This window comes from Ruegeria marisrubri (assembly GCF_001507595.1).
GTDB lineage: Bacteria > Pseudomonadota > Alphaproteobacteria > Rhodobacterales > Rhodobacteraceae > Ruegeria > Ruegeria marisrubri.
Window position 1 is genome coordinate 24,838 of sequence record NZ_LQBQ01000001.1, and the last position, 17,452, is coordinate 42,289.

Annotated in this window: 16 protein-coding genes; 5 read left to right on the top strand and 11 right to left on the bottom strand. The window is 61.3% G+C overall.

Annotation, left to right across the window (positions count from 1 at the left end):
- Positions 1-74: 74 nt before the first annotated feature.
- From AVO45_RS00125 to AVO45_RS00145, 5 genes are read right to left on the bottom strand one after another with little or no spacing between them, the layout of a single operon-like run.
- Positions 75-1,340, bottom strand: a complete 1,266-nt coding sequence (locus tag AVO45_RS00125; RefSeq protein WP_068343114.1) for a hypothetical protein — start codon at positions 1,338-1,340, stop codon at positions 75-77.
- The gene (locus AVO45_RS00130; protein WP_068343117.1) at positions 1,337-1,594 is read right to left on the bottom strand and encodes a DUF2249 domain-containing protein; all 258 of its coding nucleotides are present in this window, start codon (positions 1,592-1,594) and stop codon (positions 1,337-1,339) included. Before AVO45_RS00130 ends, AVO45_RS00125 begins: the two co-directional genes overlap by 4 nt.
- A complete protein-coding gene (gene hcrB, locus AVO45_RS00135; protein WP_068343120.1) occupies positions 1,591-2,559 on the bottom strand; it encodes a 4-hydroxybenzoyl-CoA reductase subunit beta in 969 nt (322 codons plus the stop codon). The genes AVO45_RS00130 and hcrB overlap by 4 nt, the downstream gene beginning before the upstream one ends.
- Entirely contained in the window at positions 2,556-4,877 is a 2,322-nt protein-coding gene (gene hcrA / locus AVO45_RS00140; protein WP_068343122.1) for a 4-hydroxybenzoyl-CoA reductase subunit alpha, read from the bottom strand. Before hcrA ends, hcrB begins: the two co-directional genes overlap by 4 nt.
- Entirely contained in the window at positions 4,874-5,344 is a 471-nt protein-coding gene (locus tag AVO45_RS00145) for a (2Fe-2S)-binding protein (RefSeq protein ID WP_068343125.1), read from the bottom strand. Before AVO45_RS00145 ends, hcrA begins: the two co-directional genes overlap by 4 nt.
- A 246-nt stretch (positions 5,345-5,590) precedes the next feature.
- Between AVO45_RS00145 and AVO45_RS00150 the strand changes: the two genes are divergently transcribed.
- A complete protein-coding gene (locus AVO45_RS00150; protein WP_082688650.1) occupies positions 5,591-6,085 on the top strand; it encodes a GNAT family N-acetyltransferase in 495 nt (164 codons plus the stop codon).
- Between the two features lie 39 nt (positions 6,086-6,124).
- Complete coding sequence (locus AVO45_RS00155; RefSeq protein ID WP_240482026.1) at positions 6,125-6,562, top strand: Rrf2 family transcriptional regulator; 438 nt, start codon at positions 6,125-6,127, stop codon at positions 6,560-6,562.
- Positions 6,563-6,712: 150 nt separating this feature from the next.
- Here AVO45_RS00155 and AVO45_RS00160 read toward each other — a convergent pair whose 3' ends face one another.
- The 5 genes from AVO45_RS00160 to AVO45_RS00180 are packed head-to-tail and all read right to left on the bottom strand — an operon-like array spanning position 6,713 to position 12,535.
- Positions 6,713-7,597, bottom strand: a complete 885-nt coding sequence (locus tag AVO45_RS00160; protein WP_068343138.1) for a thiamine pyrophosphate-dependent enzyme — start codon at positions 7,595-7,597, stop codon at positions 6,713-6,715.
- Between the two features lie 4 nt (positions 7,598-7,601).
- The gene (gene porA, locus AVO45_RS00165) at positions 7,602-8,768 is read right to left on the bottom strand and encodes a hypothetical protein (RefSeq protein WP_068343141.1); all 1,167 of its coding nucleotides are present in this window, start codon (positions 8,766-8,768) and stop codon (positions 7,602-7,604) included.
- Positions 8,765-10,411, bottom strand: coding sequence for an NAD(P)-binding protein (locus tag AVO45_RS00170; RefSeq protein ID WP_082688606.1), 1,647 nt, complete (start codon positions 10,409-10,411; stop codon positions 8,765-8,767). Before AVO45_RS00170 ends, porA begins: the two co-directional genes overlap by 4 nt.
- Before the next feature lie 3 nt (positions 10,412-10,414).
- A complete protein-coding gene (locus tag AVO45_RS00175) occupies positions 10,415-10,963 on the bottom strand; it encodes a 2-oxoacid:acceptor oxidoreductase family protein (RefSeq protein WP_068343147.1) in 549 nt (182 codons plus the stop codon).
- A 36-nt stretch (positions 10,964-10,999) separates the two neighbouring features.
- Positions 11,000-12,535, bottom strand: a complete 1,536-nt coding sequence (locus AVO45_RS00180; protein ID WP_276202382.1) for a benzoate-CoA ligase family protein — start codon at positions 12,533-12,535, stop codon at positions 11,000-11,002.
- 192 nt (positions 12,536-12,727) lie between these two features.
- On the opposite strand from AVO45_RS00180, the gene AVO45_RS00185 reads away from it, so the two are divergent.
- Both AVO45_RS00185 and AVO45_RS00190 read left to right on the top strand, forming a co-directional pair.
- Positions 12,728-13,618, top strand: a complete 891-nt coding sequence (locus AVO45_RS00185; RefSeq protein WP_240482027.1) for an SDR family NAD(P)-dependent oxidoreductase — start codon at positions 12,728-12,730, stop codon at positions 13,616-13,618.
- Between the two features lie 133 nt (positions 13,619-13,751).
- Positions 13,752-14,783 carry a TRAP transporter substrate-binding protein gene (locus AVO45_RS00190; protein WP_068343153.1) on the top strand — a complete coding sequence of 344 codons (1,032 nt, stop codon included), beginning with the start codon at positions 13,752-13,754 and terminating at the stop codon, positions 14,781-14,783.
- Between the two features lie 420 nt (positions 14,784-15,203).
- On the opposite strand, the gene AVO45_RS00195 is transcribed toward AVO45_RS00190, so the two are convergent.
- Positions 15,204-15,893, bottom strand: coding sequence for a helix-turn-helix domain-containing protein (locus AVO45_RS00195; RefSeq protein ID WP_068343156.1), 690 nt, complete (start codon positions 15,891-15,893; stop codon positions 15,204-15,206).
- Between the two features lie 236 nt (positions 15,894-16,129).
- On the opposite strand from AVO45_RS00195, the gene AVO45_RS00200 reads away from it, so the two are divergent.
- The gene (locus tag AVO45_RS00200; protein ID WP_068343158.1) at positions 16,130-17,452 is read left to right on the top strand and encodes an MFS transporter; all 1,323 of its coding nucleotides are present in this window, start codon (positions 16,130-16,132) and stop codon (positions 17,450-17,452) included.

Below are 17,452 nucleotides of genomic sequence, written 5' to 3' on the forward strand. Positions count from 1 at the left end.
ACCACAATACTTAAATAGACTCAACCGGGTTCTGGGGTGCTGCGACATTGCCGCGGAAAGGATCATGCGGGCTGTTACGGGCGCTTGAGTTTCAAGGCCACGTTGACTGCGAACAGGGCGAAGGACACCGCCCCGGCCGTCCCGGCGACGGCGCCAAGCTGAACCAGCCAAACCTGGTTTAGCAGGATGCCGGCGGGGCAGACCGCAAGCGCGGCAAGGTGGCATGCCGCATGCACCCTGAGGGGGGTGTCGGCGGTCAGCTCAGACAACAGCGGCGGCAAGCCGGATTTGCCGGCGGCATGCATTGAGGCCAGGAACGGCATGATGCGTTGCAGCACGCCGGTCAGGAAGGTCAGCAGCCACCCGGCGAGAATGGTGAAACCGGTCAGAGCAGGGGCGTTCGGGATGTCGGCTCCTGCGTACACTGCTCCGGCCAGCAGCAAGCTCAGAACCAGAAAGGCCCAGGACGTGCGGATCAGGACAAAGGACAGCCCCAACCGCTTTCGCATGCTGGTTTTCAGCGCGGTGCGCATCAGCCACAGATAGCAACCGGCGGCGGCAAGCGAAGCGGCAAGCGAGATCCAAACCAGCAAGCTGACGCCGAAAAAAAGCCCGCCAGAAAATCCCGCAAGAGCCAATCCGGAAAGGATCATCTGCGCCCAGCCCGGAGACTGGGGCAGGCTGCGGGACAGGATGAACATCGGGATCAGCACCAGGCTCAGGCCCAGCACCAGGAACCCCATGAACCCGAAACTGGCCAGCGTCATGTGAATGGTGGCCAGCATCGCATGATCTTCAAGGAACCCGGTTTCGAAATCCCGGATCAGCAGGACGCCAAGCAGGGCCACGAGTACAAGCGAGGCCAGGGCCAGCCAGCCATGCGCCGAGACCACGGGTATGCTGCCCGCCCGGCGCAGGTTGTCGGCGGTCACCAGAGAAAAGACCGCGAGGCCAAGACAGGCCAGAATCGCCCCGATCATCATTCCGGTCGAGTCCGCCGCCGCCATCGCGCCGGTCAGCAGCGCAACCCCCGGTAGGAACAGCCAGAAACTCAGCCGCGGCGGCCAGTCCCGGGCCAGCGGCCGTCGGGTGACCACCGGCAGCAGCTGATAGCTGGCGCCGATCGCGGTCATGGCCATCACGCCGAGCGTGGCAAGGTGGATCGCCGCAAGTGTCATGCCCGTGCCGCCGCGAAAGCCGGCCACATCCGGTGCCGCGAACAACAGCGCGATCCAGGCCAGGACGTGGAACAGGGCGGCGGACAGGAAAAAACGGAACGGGATCGAGGCCGGCAACAGCCGGTCCTTCGCGCCGCCCAGAAATCCGCCCGGCATGCTCATGTCGCGGCCCTCAGGATCAGTCTCACGCCGTCGGGTTCACACATCGCGTATTCATAGCGCCACCCAAGCTCCTCGAGTTCCGGCAGCAGGAAGATCGGGTTTCGGTCGAAATAGGCGGTGATCGGCCCGAACTGGCCCGGCCGCCCGATGTGCCACAGGATGGCGACCATCGGGTCGGGCGGGTGCAGGCCGCGGGTATCCACGTGCAGCCCGTCTGCATCCTGCCATGACGATCCGGGGACCTCGGAGCTCATGTCAACCTTTTGGCCAGGCGGACGGTCAGGGCCGAGATCGACAGCCGCCGGTAATGGGGCGCTATCGTTGTGGTGCGTTGCGGGGAAACGGCCTTTTGCACCGCCTTTTCCAGTGCCGCGAAGAACGCCTCGGGCGCGCTGTGCGGCGGCAGGTCCCCCGGCACATCGACCATAAGGGGCTTCGAGTTGGTGCCGGTGACCGCGACCGAGAACCGGGCCGCGCCCTCGGGCGTGCGTGCGCAGGCGACGGCAACGCCGGCAAGCGGAAAGTCGATCGACCCGCGCACCCGGACCTTTTCATATTCCGACGCCGCGCCCGGAGGTGGAAGATGGGCAGCGACGAGGATCTCGCCATGCTCAAGCCGGATATGGGCGGCGCCGTCCTCGTGGTAGAATTCCGCCAGCGGCAGGCGCCTTGTTCCCTTGGGCCCGGCGATCTCGATCTCGGCGCCATGCACCATCAGGGAAGGGGCCATGTCGCCGCTGAACGCGGCCCGACAGCGGTTGCCCTGCGGCGCGACATGGCAGGTATCGCCGCGGTATTTCAGGCAGAAATCGTTGGATTTGCGCCACCAGTGACTCTGGTTGTAATAGACGCACCGTGTGTCGAGACACAGGTTGCCGCCCAGTGTCGCAACCCCGCGATGCGCAGGCCCGGCGACCGAGCGTGCGGCCTTGGCGACCGCCCGATAGCCGTCGACGATGACCTGTGCCCGTTCGATCTGGGACAATGTGACCCCGGCGCCGATGCGCAGCCCCGCGTCGGTCACCTCGATCTCCCGCAACGCGGCGATACCGCTCAGGCTGACCAGTGTCCCGGTCTCCGCAAGCCCCTTGCGCAACTGGACGACAAGATCGGTTCCGCCGGCGCAGAGCAGGGCATCCGGCGTCTCGTTCAGCAGCGCCACGGCCTCTTCCACGGTGGCCGGTTCCATGAGACGGAAATTCGGCAGGACTTCGGTCATTCTGCAGCCTCCTTTCGGCGGGCCGCGCGCCGGTACTTGATGAGCGCCTCAAGCAGCCGGTCCGGCGTGACGGGCAGAAAGTTGACGTCCAGCCCGATAGCGTCGGCCACAGCATTCACGAGGGCGGGCGGAAAGCCCGACAGCGCACCTTCGCCGGCCTCCTTGGCGCCGAACGGGCCAAGCGGGTCGATGCTCTCGACGATCTGAACGTCGATGGGCGGCGATTCCGCGATGGTCGGGAAGCGGTAGTCCGTCAGGTTGGAATGCGCGGGCAATCCATTGATGTAGTGTGTTTCTTCACAAAGGCCTTGGCCCATGCCCATCCAGACAGACCCCTCGATCTGGCCTTCCACGGCCAGCGGGTTGATCGCGTAGCCGCAATCGAGCGCGGCCCAGACCTTCTCGATGTTTATCTGCCCCGTGGCCTCGTCCACGCTGACTTCGACCACCTGCGCGGCATAGGAAAAGCCCATGGTTGAACCCACCGCGCCGCCACGGTGCTTGCCGCCCTGCGCCTCGACCGGGGTCGAGAACGTTCCCTTGACGGTAATGGTGCCCTCTTTGGCAAGTGCCGCGATTGCGACGTCATGGAAGGACAGCTCGGATTGCGAACTGCCCCTGACGAAGAAGGTTTCGCCCTCGCATTCGACATCCTCGGGCGCCGTGTCCAGCAATCCGGCTGCCGCGTCGATCAGCTTGCCACGCAGCGCCTTGGCGGCCTCGATGGCGGCATTGCCGACCATGAATGTCACCCGGCTGGAATAAGAGCCGTTGTCCTTGGGCGTGATGGTGCTGTCATTGGCGACCACGCGGACGCGGCCCAGATCGATGCTCAGCACCTCGGCTGCGGCCAGCGCCACGATGGTCGACGAGCCCTGTCCGATATCCGACGCCCCGGTCAAGACCGTCACGCCACCGTCGAAGTCGAGCTTCATGGAGACCACCGCGTGCGGCTCGCCGGTCCAGTGCACCGGCTTGGCCGCGCCCGAGACATAGTGCGAACAGGCCATGCCAAGGCCACGGCCCTTGCCCAGCTTGCCCTTGCGCTCGGACCAGCCACTGGCCTGCTCGACCCTGTCCAGGCATTCGCCCAACCCGCAGGAGTTCACCATCAGCCCGTTGGCGGTGAACAGTGGTGGCTTAAGCAGGTTGGCCCGGCGCACAGCGAAGGGATCGAGCCCGAGCTCGCGGGCCATCCGGTCGAGCATCGTCTCGAAGGAATGGCGCACATCGACGGTGCCGTGCCCGCGCATCGCGCCGCAGGGCGGGTGGTTGGTGTAGACCCGGTAGCCGTCATACTTGACGTTGCCGATGTCGTAGATCCCGTGCAGCAGTGCACCCGCATACAGGATCGTGACGACCCCGTATCCGGCATAGGCCCCGCCGCTCATCACCACCTCGCATTCCACCGCGGTGATCCTGCCCGCATTGGTCATGCCGATCTTGAGCTTGACCTGGGTGTTCGGGCGGCCGCGATGGGTCAGGAAGCTTTCCTCGCGGCTCAGCTGCATCATCACCTTGCCGCCGACCTTGCGGGCCAGCAGCGCCGTGATGATCTCGAAGTTCAGGGTTTCGGTGCGCGCCCCGAAGCCGCCGCCGACGAACGGTTTCACCACCCGGATGCGCGAGCTGTCCATGTCCAGGCATCGTGCCAGCATAAGGTGAACGTAGAAGGGCACCTGCGTGACCGAGTGAAACGTCAGCCTGTCGCGCTCTGCGTCGTACTCTGCCAAGGCCGCGTGGGGCTCCATCTGGGCGTGGTTGACCTCGGCGCAGTCGAATGTCTCTTCGCGCACCAGTTCGGCCTCCTGGAAACCGGCCGCCACATCGCCGAACGTATGATGAACCTCGCGTTCCAGGTTGCCCGGTTTGCCCTCGTGCAGCTGCGGTGCGTCCGGCGCCCGCGCCTCGGCCGGGGTGTAGCAGGGCGGCAGCTTTTCGATCTCGACATCGATCAGTTCCAATGCGCGCGCCGCGGTGACGGCATCCTGGGCGGCCACCGCAGCGATCGGTTCGCCGCGATAGCGGACCTGATCGCGCGCCATCGGGTATTCGTTCATCGCGATCGGGATCACGCCATAGGTCTTGTCGCAGTCCTGGCCGGTGAGCACCGCCCGAACACCGTCAAGAGCCTCGGCGCGGGACGTGTCTATCGAAAGGATGCGCCCATGGCTGACCGGGGCGCGCAGGATCCGGCCGACCAGCGCGTCGCGTGCGTCCAGGTCAGCTGTGTACATCGCCCTCCCGGTCACCTTCTCGATACCGTCCACCAACGGGACCGGTCGCCCGACCACCTTGGTCTTGGCTGTCACCATCATCGTCTCGCCTCCGCTGCTGCGACCATTATGGACTCGATGATCTTCACATAGCCGGTGCAGCGACACAGATTGCCGCCCAACGCGGATTTGATGTCATCCTCGTCAGGATCGGGATTGTCACGCAGAAGCCCCTCGGCAGCCATGATCATGCCTGGGGTGCAGAACCCGCATTGGGTACCGAGGTTTTCGTGGAACGCGCGCTGGAGCGTCGAAAGCCGACCATTTCTGGCTTGCCCTTCAATAGTTTCGATCTCGGTCCCTGCGCAACTGGCCGTCAAGGTGAGACACGACAAACGCGGGTGCCCGTCCACCAGCACGGTGCAAGCTCCGCACTCGCCGCCGTCGCAGCCCTTTTTCGCCCCGGTCAGTGCCTGTCTTTCACGTAGAAAATCGACAAGCAGCAGGTTGTCGGGGATGGCTTCCTCGACGGTGCGACCGTTGATGTTCAGGCTGACAATTCGCTTCATGTCGGCAACCTTTTCGCATTTCGTGGGCGACAAATAAATAATTAAGTACTATTATACCGAAATAGAAATTGTAGTATAGAAATTTCTCGGCGGCGCGCCCAAAAAGGAGGAGCATCGAAAGAGCGAACATCAGGGCCATGCAGCGTGCCCGGTTGCAAACCCGTCCTGCTTCACCCTAAAATCCGCATTCTGGTACTACTGCTGAACAATTCGACATGGCGGGCAATGACACAGGAGTCTTCATTCATGACAGATGCGCCGGAAAAGCGGTTGCTGGAAGAAAGTCTGCGTATCCGCAAGGCGACATCAGAGCACCTTCAGCATGCCATCGATCTCGACGCGAGAATCACCGGACAGCCAAAGCCCGAATATTGGCAGGATATTTTCGAACGCTACGGTTCGCGGCATGTCGATGAACGTTTCTTTCTGGTTGCCGAGCCGAGGGATCCGTCCTCTGGCCCCGAGATTCTGGGGCTGATCGTCGGTGAGGTGCGAGGGTGGGAGTTCGGTTCCGAGCCCTGCGGGTGGGTTTTTGCCGTTTCCGTGGACCCGGATTATCGCCAGCAGGGGATCGGAGAAGCCCTGTTCCAGGCATTGTGCGAGAAATTCAGAGAAATCGGCATCACCACTGTGCGAACGATGGTCCGACGCCAAGACCCGCTGCACATGTCATTCTTCCGCAGCGAGGGCATGATGGCCGGCCCATACATCCAGATGGAGTTGAACCTTGAAGACGAATAGCCGTGGACCCATCTCCCCGAGAAACGAAGAGGTGCAATCGTGCAGCAATCAAGTCGCATAGCCATCTATGCGTTAATCGAGTTGGCATCCAACCCGGACCGACAGCTTTCGGCCGCTGAAATCGGCGAGAAGTACCGCATTTCTGCTCACCATCTGGCCAAGGTACTCATGACCCTTGGTCGAGCAGGGCTCGTGAAAGCCACCCGGGGCGTGGGCGGTGGCTACAGTTTCATCGGCAATGCAAAGCGCCTGAACCTGCTTGATGTCATTAGCCTTTTTGAAGACACGTCCATGGGATGCAAACTCGCCGATCCTTCCACGGCAACGGCCGAGGAATGGGCCCTGTTCGACATCTCGAAGGAAATCAAGGAAATTTCGATGTCGACCTATGCTTCCATCACGATTGCGACCATGTTGAAGCAGATCGAACGCCGCAAGAAAGCTGCGGCGGCCAAAAACAAGATTGGAGCAGCGTAGTCCTGATCCCTGAGGCCCGACAGGCCTGGATGGGGGGTTAACTCTCAGGATTGCGGATGCGCCTTCAGAGCATCGTTCACGAGATCCGAAGATGGCTTCAGCCGGCTCTTTTTCCGTATCAGTCATGGACCCGAATTGCGGAGCCGGGTCTCAGGCGTTCAGGTCTTTGCCGGCCCGCGCCAATAGCCGTGACCAGGCGTCATCCACCTCGGACTGAAGCGCGGCGCGGTCCTCATCACTGAGGCGGCGATAGCGTTTCTGTTCGGCCAAATAGGCGTCGATGGGGCGGGTCTTCTCGGCGACCGTCAGGGAGTAGTGCACTCCGTCTTCGATCTCGAGCAGGGGAAACGCGCCGGCTTCGACAGCCAACCGCGCCGTCTTGACCGCCGCGTTGTCGGCGACGCCCCATCCGGGCAGGCAAGGTATCAGAACGATGATGACCTTGGTGCCCCGAATCGACTTGGCTTTTTCCACCTTGGCTGCCAAGTCGCTCAGGTGCGAGGGGCTGGCGGTTGCGATGTAGGGGATACGGTGCGCGGCGAGGATCTCGATGAGGTTCTTCTTGTGGGTGGCCTTGCCCAAGGGTGTGCTCCCCGTTGTCGCCATGTGCGGTGTCGAGGAGCTCTTTTGCCCGCCGGTGTTCATGTAGCCTTCGTTGTCGAAGCAGACATATAGTATGTCCTCGTTGCGCTCGGCCGCCGACGACAGTGCCTGAAGTCCGATGTCATAGGTGCCGCCATCCCCGGCAAGGCACAGAACCGTAGTATCATCGCGCCCCTGCGCCTTGAGGGCGCGCTTGACCCCGCTGGCAGAGGCGGCCGCCGATTCCAGTGTTCCGTGCAGAACGGGAATCTTTGCGGAACTCATCGGATGGCCGCCAAGGATGACGGCCGTGCAGGATGGAGCGACGACGCCCACCGTATCCTCGCCTACGGCGTTCAGGATGACGCGCATCGACAGCGCCTCGGCACAACCGGCACAGGCTACATGCCCGGAACAGAACTGCCCATTGTCGCGGTACTTGGTCATTTCCATGGCCCTACTCCACCCAGACTGGTTCTGCGGTCTGCTCTGCGTTGCGGCAATCCGCCGCCAGTTTTGCGATGCTTCCAACCGGAACATTCACACCGCCAACTCCTGCCAGCATCCCATGCACCCGCGGTGGATTTTCCATGCCGAACAGCCCGGCCTTCAGTTCCTGATGCAGAACTCCCCCCGTCCCCGGAGAATAATTGCGGTCGAGCACGATTGCGCAGGAGGTTCCGGCCAGCGCGTGGCGCAGAGCCTGAACGGGAAGGGGGCGGAACAGTCTCACCTTCAACAGTCCCGCCGGGACTCCGGATTCGCGCAGAAGATCGACTACCTCGCGGACAGTGCCGGACATACTGCCCATGGTGACATACACGATTTCCGCATCCTCGCAGCGATAGAACTCGAGCGGTGCCGAGGGGCGACCGGTCAGACGTTCCCATTCGCTTCCGGCTTGTTCGCTCACGTTTTCCACGCGTTTCATCGCAGCGTCCATTTCCCGCCTGGTCAGGTTCCATGCCGCTTGGTCGATCGGAGCCCCCAGAGATCTCCCCGTGCCGTCGCCCAGCTGGATCTCGCGCGGTATACGCGGCAAGAAATCCCTGACCATTCCGGCGTCCGGGATGCTGACCGGCTCGACGGAGTGCGATACATAAAAGGCGTCGTGATTGACCATCACCGGCAGGTTGACGGCCTCGGCGATGCGAAAGGCCTGGATCACGCTGTCTAGGGATTCCTGCGGGCTCTCGCTGTAGAGTTGAACCCAGCCGGTATCGCGCTGGGAAAGGCTGTCGATCTGGTCCGGCCAGAACCCCCATGGCGCGGCGGGTGTGCGGTTCACGTTGAACAGGACGATCGGAGTGCGCGCGCCAGACGCATAGTGCAGCAGTTCGTGCATCAGCAGCAGCCCCTGTGACGAGGTCGCCGTGAACACCCGCGCCCCGGTGGCCGAGGCGGCAATGGCGGCAGCCATGGCGGAATGCTCGGATTCCGGGGTCAGCAACTCGATCTGGCAGGCGCCCCTGCTTTCGAAATCTATGAGCTTTTCCAGGATCGGCGTCTGCGGCGTGATCGGATAGACCGGCGCGACGTCGGGTTCGGCCAGGCAAACGCCCCAGGCAACGGCGTGGTTGCCGTTCAGAAGTTTCAGATCCTCTGTAAACAAAGGTGCATTCATGACGATGTGTCCTCCCGCATGTGGATCGAGCCGGTGGGACACTCGGCCACGCAGAGCCCGCAACCCTTGCAGTAGTCAGAGTTCACCACATAGCCGTTCTCCAACTTGGTGATCGCCATGTCCGGGCAGTAGAAGTAGCAGTTGTCACAATAGATGCAGGTTCCGCAGCTGAAACACCTCGCGGCCTCGGATCGCGCCTCGTTGGGTCCCAACGGCTGCTGCACTTCGTCAAAGGTTGCGAGGCGCGCCTCGATTTCAGTATTGCGTTGCCTGTTGCGGCCATGCGTGTCGTGATAGGCGATGTTGATCCGGTCATAGGCGACCTGCGCCGCGCCATTCGCTGGCGGGCGGGCATCGCCCGGAGTGAGCGCGGCGGCTATCGCGGTTGCCGCCTCCTTGCCCATGCCGACGGCCTGGGTGACGAACCGGTTCATGCTCGCCACGTCACCGCCCGCATAGAGGCCGGGTTTGCTGGTTTGCCAGTCCCGCCCGGTTGCGACCACCGGGCCTTTCGCGTCCAGCACTCCGCTCCACCGTGCGAGATCAGCATCTTGCCCGATCGCGGGGATGATCGTATCGGCCATGAGTTCGAAATCGCTGCCGTCCAGTGGCTCGACGCTGAATGCTCCGGGCGCATCGCCGGGCTCGAAATCCACGCGAACACAGTTCAGAACGACGCCCGAACCAAGGGCCTCGGCGGATTTCATCATCGCGCCATGAACGAAGTTCACACCCTCCTCGACGGCTTCCTCGACCTCGATTCGCTGCGCGGGCAATCGCCCTTCGGGTTCGAGGGCCAGAACGGTGACAGAGCGCCCGAGGCGGCGGGCCGAACGGGCGACATCCATCGCCGCGCTGCCGCCGCCGATCACGATGACCCTTGCGCCGGTACGGTCGGTCTGTTCCGAGACCGGCGCGGCAAGAAAATCGGCGCTGTCCACGACCCAAGGGTTGGCATAGTCGAGTGCGGGCAATCTCTTTGGAAGGCTGGCACCCGTTGCCAGAAACACCGCGTCATGGCTGTTTTGCAGGGTTTCCAGCGCGGCTCCGTCGACCGCAGGGACACCGAGATGCAGGTCGACCCCCATTGCGGTGATGCGGTTGATTTCGCCGTCCAGAACCGATCTGGCCAGCCGATAGGCCGGGATGCCGAACCGCATGAGCCCGCCCAACTCGTCCTTCGTCTCGTACAACGCCACCCGGAAACCGCGGCGCCGCAACTGATAGGCGGCCGACAATCCGGCGGGCCCTCCGCCGATGACGGCAACGGATGTCTCCTGGGTGGGCGGGGCGGAAAACTGCCAACCCTCGGCAAGCGCCGTGTCGCCGACGAAGCGTTCCAGGCTGCAGATGCCGACAGTCTCGTCCATATGCTGCCTGTTGCAGGCGGATTCGCAAGGGTGATGACAAATACGCCCTGCTATGGCTGGAAAGGGGTTGTTTTCGGTGAGAGTAACCCAGGCACCGTAAACATCTCCGTCCTTTACCTGCTTGATCCACTCGGCAATGTGTCCGTGGACCGGGCAGGCGCCGAGGCACGGTGAGGGTTGGTTTTGGTAGTTCGGCAGCGCGCTGCGCCATGTGCCGGTCATCCGGTTTTCGCTGGTCAGGTGGGTCCATAGCGGAGAAGGATGCTTGTTCATTGTTCAGACCTCCACGGCGACCGGCTGCAACAAACCGTAGGCTTCGCGGCATGCTGCCAAATTTTCCTGCACTTTCGTTGGTGCAGTTTCCTTGATGACGCGGCACATGGCATCGATTCCGGGTTTGCCGACTGTTGCTGAGAACGCCCCCAAAAGCGCCGAATTCACGACTTTTCCCATGTTGTTGCGCCGGGCGATGGCCTTGCCATCCACAGGAACGACCCGAAGGTTTCCGCGGCTCGGCAGCGCCTCGGGCTCCCGTGCGGAATTGACCACCACCACCGCGCCGTCCCCGGCCAGCTTGAGAAAGGCGTCGTCCAGCAGGCTATCGTCAAAGCACAAAAGGGCGGAAGCGCTCGAGATGTTGCAGCGCAGCCGGATCGGGCGGGTATCGACCCTGAGCGATGACGTCACCGGGGTGCCGCGCCGCGCGCCGCCATAGGTGGAAAAGGACTGTACATGGTAGCCTTCCGTGAACAGCGCCTGCGCCAACTGGTTGCCCGCGGTCTGCGCCCCTTGGCCGCCGCGACCGAGGATTATGATTTCGAGCATGACGCGCTCCGGTTTTTCATTTCGATTCTCAAGATTTCAGTTCCGTAGCTTGAAACGCTGGATCTTCCCCGTCGCGGTCTTGGGAAGTTCATCGACCGCAACAACCCAGCGCGGGTATTTCCACACGCCGATCGAGGTCTGTACATGGATCTTCAGCTCTTCGAGAAGGCCGTTCACCTCACCTGGTTGGTTGAGGACGACGAAGGCCTTGGGCTTCACGAGCCCTTCCTCGTCTTCGTGCGCCACGACGGCCGCCTCGATCACCGCCGGGTGCGAAATGATCGCCTGCTCAACCTCGAACGGTGACACCCAACGACCGCTGACCTTGAACATGTCATCGGTGCGACCGCAGTAGTGATAGTACCCTTCTTCGTCCCGTATGTACTTGTCGCCGGTCCGGGTCCACTCGCCCAGGAACGTGGCGCGGGACTTGGCCCGCTGGTTCCAGTAGCCGTCGCCAGCCGACCCGCCCGAAACCAGAAGCTCGCCCATTTCGCCGTCCTTGACGTCATTGCCATTTTCATCGACGAGACGCAGCTTGTAGCCCGGGAATTCCCGCCCCGAAGTGCCATAGCGGATGTCGTCTGGTCGGTTGGACAGAAAGACATGCAGCATTTCCGTCGATCCGATCCCGTCGAGGACGCCCACGCCCATGCGGCGTTCCCAGTTTCGGCCGACGTCTTCGGGCAGACCCTCGCCGGCCGAAATGCACAGGCGCAATCTGTTGGATCCGTTCTCCGGGGTGCATGCGGCGTCAGCAAGCATTGCTGCGTAGAGCGTGGGAACCCCGAAGAAGAGGGTCGGGTTGAACCGGTGCATCATCTCCAGGACGGACCGTGGTGTCGGACGGTCCGGCAGAAGCACCGCCGTGGCGCCGACCGACATCGGAACTGCCATGCTAGCGCCCAGCCCGTATGCGAAAAAAAGCTTTGCCGCGCTGAAGCACACGTCATCATGTCGGATTCCCAGAACGTTCCGACCGTAGTTGTCAGCGACATAGGCGGGGCTGGTATGCACATGGCGGACGCCCTTGGGGGCTCCGGTCGAGCCTGATGAATACAGCCAGAATGCGGTTTCATCCGGATGGGTCCGCGCCGTTTCGAACGTGTCCCCGGCCTCGGCCATCAAAGAGCTTAGATCCGGGTAACCGGTGCCATCTCCGCCTGACACGATGATGTGCTCGAGGAACGGAAGCTTCCCGAACAAGGGCTCGACCACCGCAAGCAGCGGAGCGGACACAATGAGCGCCTGCGCGCGGCTGTCTTCCAGCATGTAGAGGTACTGGTCGCCAGTCAGGAGCGTGTTCAGACAGACCGGCACGATTCCCGCCCGTACCGCGCCCCAGAAAACGCCGGGATAGTCCACTGTATCCAGCATCAGCACCGCGACCCGCGTTTCGCGGTGTATTCCGAGCCCGGTCAACATGTTGGCGATCTGGTTGGTGGCCGTTTGCAGCTGCGCATAGGTCAAGGTCCGGTGAGGATCGACAAAGGCGTACTTTTCCCCAAACCCGTTTGAAACGTTGCGGTCCACCATCACTTCGGCGGCGTTGTAGTGATTTGCCCGAGTCACGAAGGCAGCCTCCCAAACCACTTCCGTTTTCATAAAAAGTATTGTAGTACTAATATACCTAATTTAACTGCCGCGCAATCTGAGAATTGCCATGGGGGCCGTTCAATCATCGCTGGCCTTTTGGAAAACGCGGAAAAAAAGAAACGCTGAGGGAAGGTCGAAATCTTGAGAAAGCGTCTGTTGGAAGGAAAAGTGGCGCTCGTCACAGGGGGGGGACGTGGCGTGGGGCGCGACATCGCATTGATGATGGCGAACATGGGTGCGAAGGTCGTGGTCAATGACCTTGGTGCTGAAAACGACGGCGAGGGGCAGGATGAAACCCCGGCGCGCGCTGTTGCTGATGAGATTGCCGCGAATGGCGGTGAGGCGGCAGTGAATTATGGGTCGGTCGCGATATTCGATCACGCCAAGGCCATGGTCGAGTTGGCGCTGAGCAGCTTTGGTCGACTTGACGTAGTGGTCAACAACGCCGGGATTCTGCGTGACTCGATCTTTCACAAGATGACCGAACGGGACTTTGACCAGGTGATTGCGGTTCACCTGAAGGGGGCGTTCAATGTCAGCCGCTGTGCGGCTGATGTGTTTCGCGATCAGCAATCCGGATGTTTCGTGCACATGACCTCGACCTCCGGGCTGATCGGCAATATGGGGCAGGCCAACTACATGGCCGCCAAGCTGGGTATTGCCGGTCTGTCGAAATCCATCGCGCTGGATATGGCGCGCTACAATGTCCGGTCGAATTGCATCGCCCCTTTCGCGTGGAGCCGCATGACGGAGTCCATTCCCGCGGTCACGCCGGAGGAGATGGCTCGCGTCGAGAAGCTCCGCCAGATGACCCCGGACAAGATCGCAGTGGTCGCGACAGCTCTGGCGGCTGACGAGGCGCAGGACGTGACAGGTCAGATCTTCGCGGTTCGCAACAACGAGATTTTCCTGATGGGACAATCGCGCCCCCTGCGCGGAATGCAGCGCAGCGAGGGCTGGACGCCGGAAACTGTTCTGACGCACGCATTTCCGGCCATGAAGGCAAGCTTTTTCGGGCTCGACCGAACGTCGGATGTGTTCACCTGGGAACCGGTGTGATGCCGGGTGATCCTCTTGGCTGACGGGCCGGAATCGCTGCTGCCGGGACACTGGTCGAGATTTCCGCCCTGCTGCGCGTCCGCGGCGCGTTCGGGGTGGTTCGCATCAAACACCGCGGTCTAGGGAGGAATACATGACCATATTGAAATCACTCAAGTGCCTGGTGGGCGGGGCGGCGTTGGCGCTGTCGACATCGGGAGCGGCGCTGGCCGCGGAGTTCTCGTTCAACCTGCAGAGCTTCCTGCCTGCCCAGGCCACCATCCCCAGCAAGATCATCGACGTGTGGGCCGACGAGATCGAGGAGAAGTCGGGCGGGCGCATCGAGATCAATCGCTATCCGTCGATGCAGTTGGGTGGCAAGCCGCCCGAGTTGATCGACCAGGTGATCGACGGCGTTATCGACATCACATGGAACGTGGTGGGCTATACCCCGGGGCGTTTCCCGTCGACCGAGGTGTTCGAGTTGCCGTTCCTCGTGACCGATGCCCGTGCGGCCTCGTCGGCCTATTGGCAGATGATGCAGGAGCACATGGCGGATTCGGAGTTCAAGGACGTCAAGGTGCTGGGCGTGTGGGTTCACGGCCCCGGTGTCATCCACGCGAACAAGCCGGTTCTGGCGCCGGCTGATTTCAACGGCATGAAGATCCGAGGGGCTTCGCGTCAGGTCAACGCGCTTCTCAAGGAACTGGGCGCAACCCCTGTCGGAATGCCGGTGCCGGCGGTGCCGGAAGCTCTATCCAAAGGCGTGATCGACGGGACCACCATTCCCTGGGAGGTTACCAAGGCACTGAAAGTGCCGGAACTGGTCCATAACCATACCGAGTTCACCGGCCCGATGATGTACACCGTCACCTTCGTCCTGGCGATGAACCACGACAAGTACAACAGCCTGCCGGAAGACCTGAAGGCCGTTGTCGACGAAGCCTCGGGGCTGAAGTTCTCGGTCTTTGCCGGTGGCACGCAGCAAGCCTATGACGAACCGTCGCGGCAACTGGCTGTCGAGATGGGCAACAACATCGTGACCCTCGACGAGAAGCAGTCGGCGGAATGGGCGGCGGCGGCCGCGCCCGTCTATGACGCCTGGATCGCCGAGATGAATGAAAGGGGTATCGACGGACAGGCCCTGATCGACGAGGCCAAGGCGCTGATGGCGGCCTACAAGTAACTCGGATCGCTGCGCCGGTGCCCGGCGCAGCGTTTTTTCCCAAGGAGATGGGAGAGGGGCATTTCAATGCGCCGTTTGACGGATCGACTTGCTCGCACGTTGGCCGTTTCCGGAGGGGTTGTACTGACCGTGCTAATCTTTGTTACCTGTAAAACTTCAGGCTTGATCTGACGGACATCTCAGCGAACAGCGCTGAGGGTGGGTTGTTGGCTGTGTCTTGGATCGGGAGCCTGGGTTGCCACTTCATCGAAGATCAGCAGACAACGAACCACAACTTGTGTCAGCGCCCGAATTTCAGAGGGTAGCTCTCCCCTCGCCGAGCACACTGCGGCGCCGTCACACGAACCGCTGTACTCGACGGCAGGCTGGCAGACTCTCACCAAAAAACACCGCCTGCCACTCGGGTCCTTTCCGCCCCTCCTAGTCGTCAATAAGCGGGTTAGGGTGTGCGAATTCCTCCAGCGCTTGCTGGTCAAAGATGGTTACGCGCCCGCCTTTGCTGGAAACTCCGTGATCTCTCAGGTTTTTGAAGGCACGGCTGAGGCTTTCGGGTGTCATGCCAAGAAACGACGCAAGTCTGCGTTTTCTGATGCTTAGATCGAACTCGTTTGCCCCACCGGCCCGCTTTTGTTGTCGGAGGATGTAATTGGCAAGCCGTTCCAGAGACGCTCTCAGTTTGAGATTTTTCGTCGTTTTTACCAACAACCGATAATTCTCCGCCAACTCGGTTACTACCGCGCGCGCGAATTGGGGGTCTTGTTCGAAAACCGTCCTCACGTCTTGGCTAGGGACCAGAACGATGCGACTCTTCTCAAGTGTCTCGGCGGACATCAGATAGGGTGCATCCTTGATCGATGCGGCAATGATGAACGTCGAGACAGGTCTGACCGTGGTCATGCTAGTCTCGCGTTCGTTCCAGGTCGCATATAACGAGACCGACCCAGACAGGACGATATGCAAAAAGTCGCTGGGTTCTCCCTCGCTGACTATTTCCACAAGAGGGGGGAATGTCTGGACATAGGACCCGCGCATTAGAATTTCGAAGTTTTCGTCGCTCATGTCGCGAAACAACGGAAGTTTTCGAATCTCTGAATGCTCTGATTCGGGCATGGGCGAAGCTCACCTTTTTGTTGGACGCAAAGTCAAGCACTGGCCTGACATTTGTCAAGCCCATGTCGGCCGGTCATCAATTCAGACCTTGATCAAATCACGTTCGCTGTTTGACATTTGCGATATTCCTTTGATTTTCAAGTATTTTTTATCGCTGCATGACTTAGGTCAAGTGCGTTTCCACCCGGTCAATACAGATCTGGCGTGCTTACTGCCGTTCGTGCCGGGAGAAGGGTATGCACACACTCGACGGAGTTTCACGCGGGGATCAGTATAGAGCCCTAGGGCTCAGCACCTTCGCATTCACTGTTTGTTTTGCCGTTTGGACGATCTTTTCGATCATCGGAGTGCGGATAAAGCAGGAACTCGGGCTGAGTGACACTCAGTTCGGGCTTCTCGTAGCAACGCCGGTTCTGACCGGTTCCATCAGCCGTATCTTCTTGGGGGTCTGGACGGAACAGTTTGGCGGGCGGATCATGTTCCCGCTCCAGATGTTGGTGACTTCGGTAGCCGTCTGGCTATTGACCAGTGTTCAGACATACGAGGTCTTCCTTCTGGCAGCGCTGGGCCTGGGTCTTGCGGGTGGATCCTTCATCATCGGGGTGGCATACACCTCGCGTTGGTTCAAGAAGGAACATCAAGGCACCGCCCTGGGCATCTTTGGGGCCGGCAACGTCGGGGCGGCCGTCACCAACTTTGCAGCACCATTTCTTGTTGTTGCGGTGGGATGGGAGGGCACCGCGCGCGTCTATGCCGTCGTCCTGGCGGCGACAGCCGTGCTGTTCTTCCTGCTGGCAAAAGATGATCCGGTCCAACAGGAACGCAAGCGCAGCGGCGCGCGGCCGGTGTCGGCCGGCACACAGCTCGAACCATTGAAGAACATCCAGGTCTGGCGTTTCGCCACCTACTATTTTTTCGTGTTCGGCGCTTTCGTCGCGCTAGCCAGCTTCTTGCCGCGCTACTATGTCGGCGCATACGGCCTCGAGCTGACCACGGCCGGTGTCTTTGCAGGGCTCTATTCGCTGCCGGGTTCAGTCTTCCGTGCGCTTGGCGGCTGGATGTCGGACAAGTGGGGCGCACGGTTTGTCATGTATCTGACGTTCATCGTGTCGCTGATCGTGCTCTTCATCATGAGCTATCCGCACACAAGTTACAGCGTGGCCGGCATATCGGGGACGATCGAGTTCAGCTTCGGTCTGTCGGTCGGGTTCTTTGTTTTCCTGACGGTAATCCTCGGTTTCGTGATGAGCCTGGGCAAGGCGGCCGTCTACAAGCATATCCCGGTTTACTATCCCGACCACGTCGGTTCCGTTGGTGGTCTGGTCGGCATGATCGGAGGGCTTGGCGGTTTCTTTCTGCCGATCCTGTTTGGTGTGCTTCTGGACTATACCGGAGTTTGGACCGCGCCGTTCATGGCGTTGTTCGTGATCGTCGCCATCTCGACCGTCTGGATGCACGTTGCCATACGTCGGACTGAACTGGGCCGTCACCCGCAACTGGCTGGGGAGCGCTACCTGTCGGACGTTCCGGACCAGCCTTTCTCCAAATCTGGACACTAG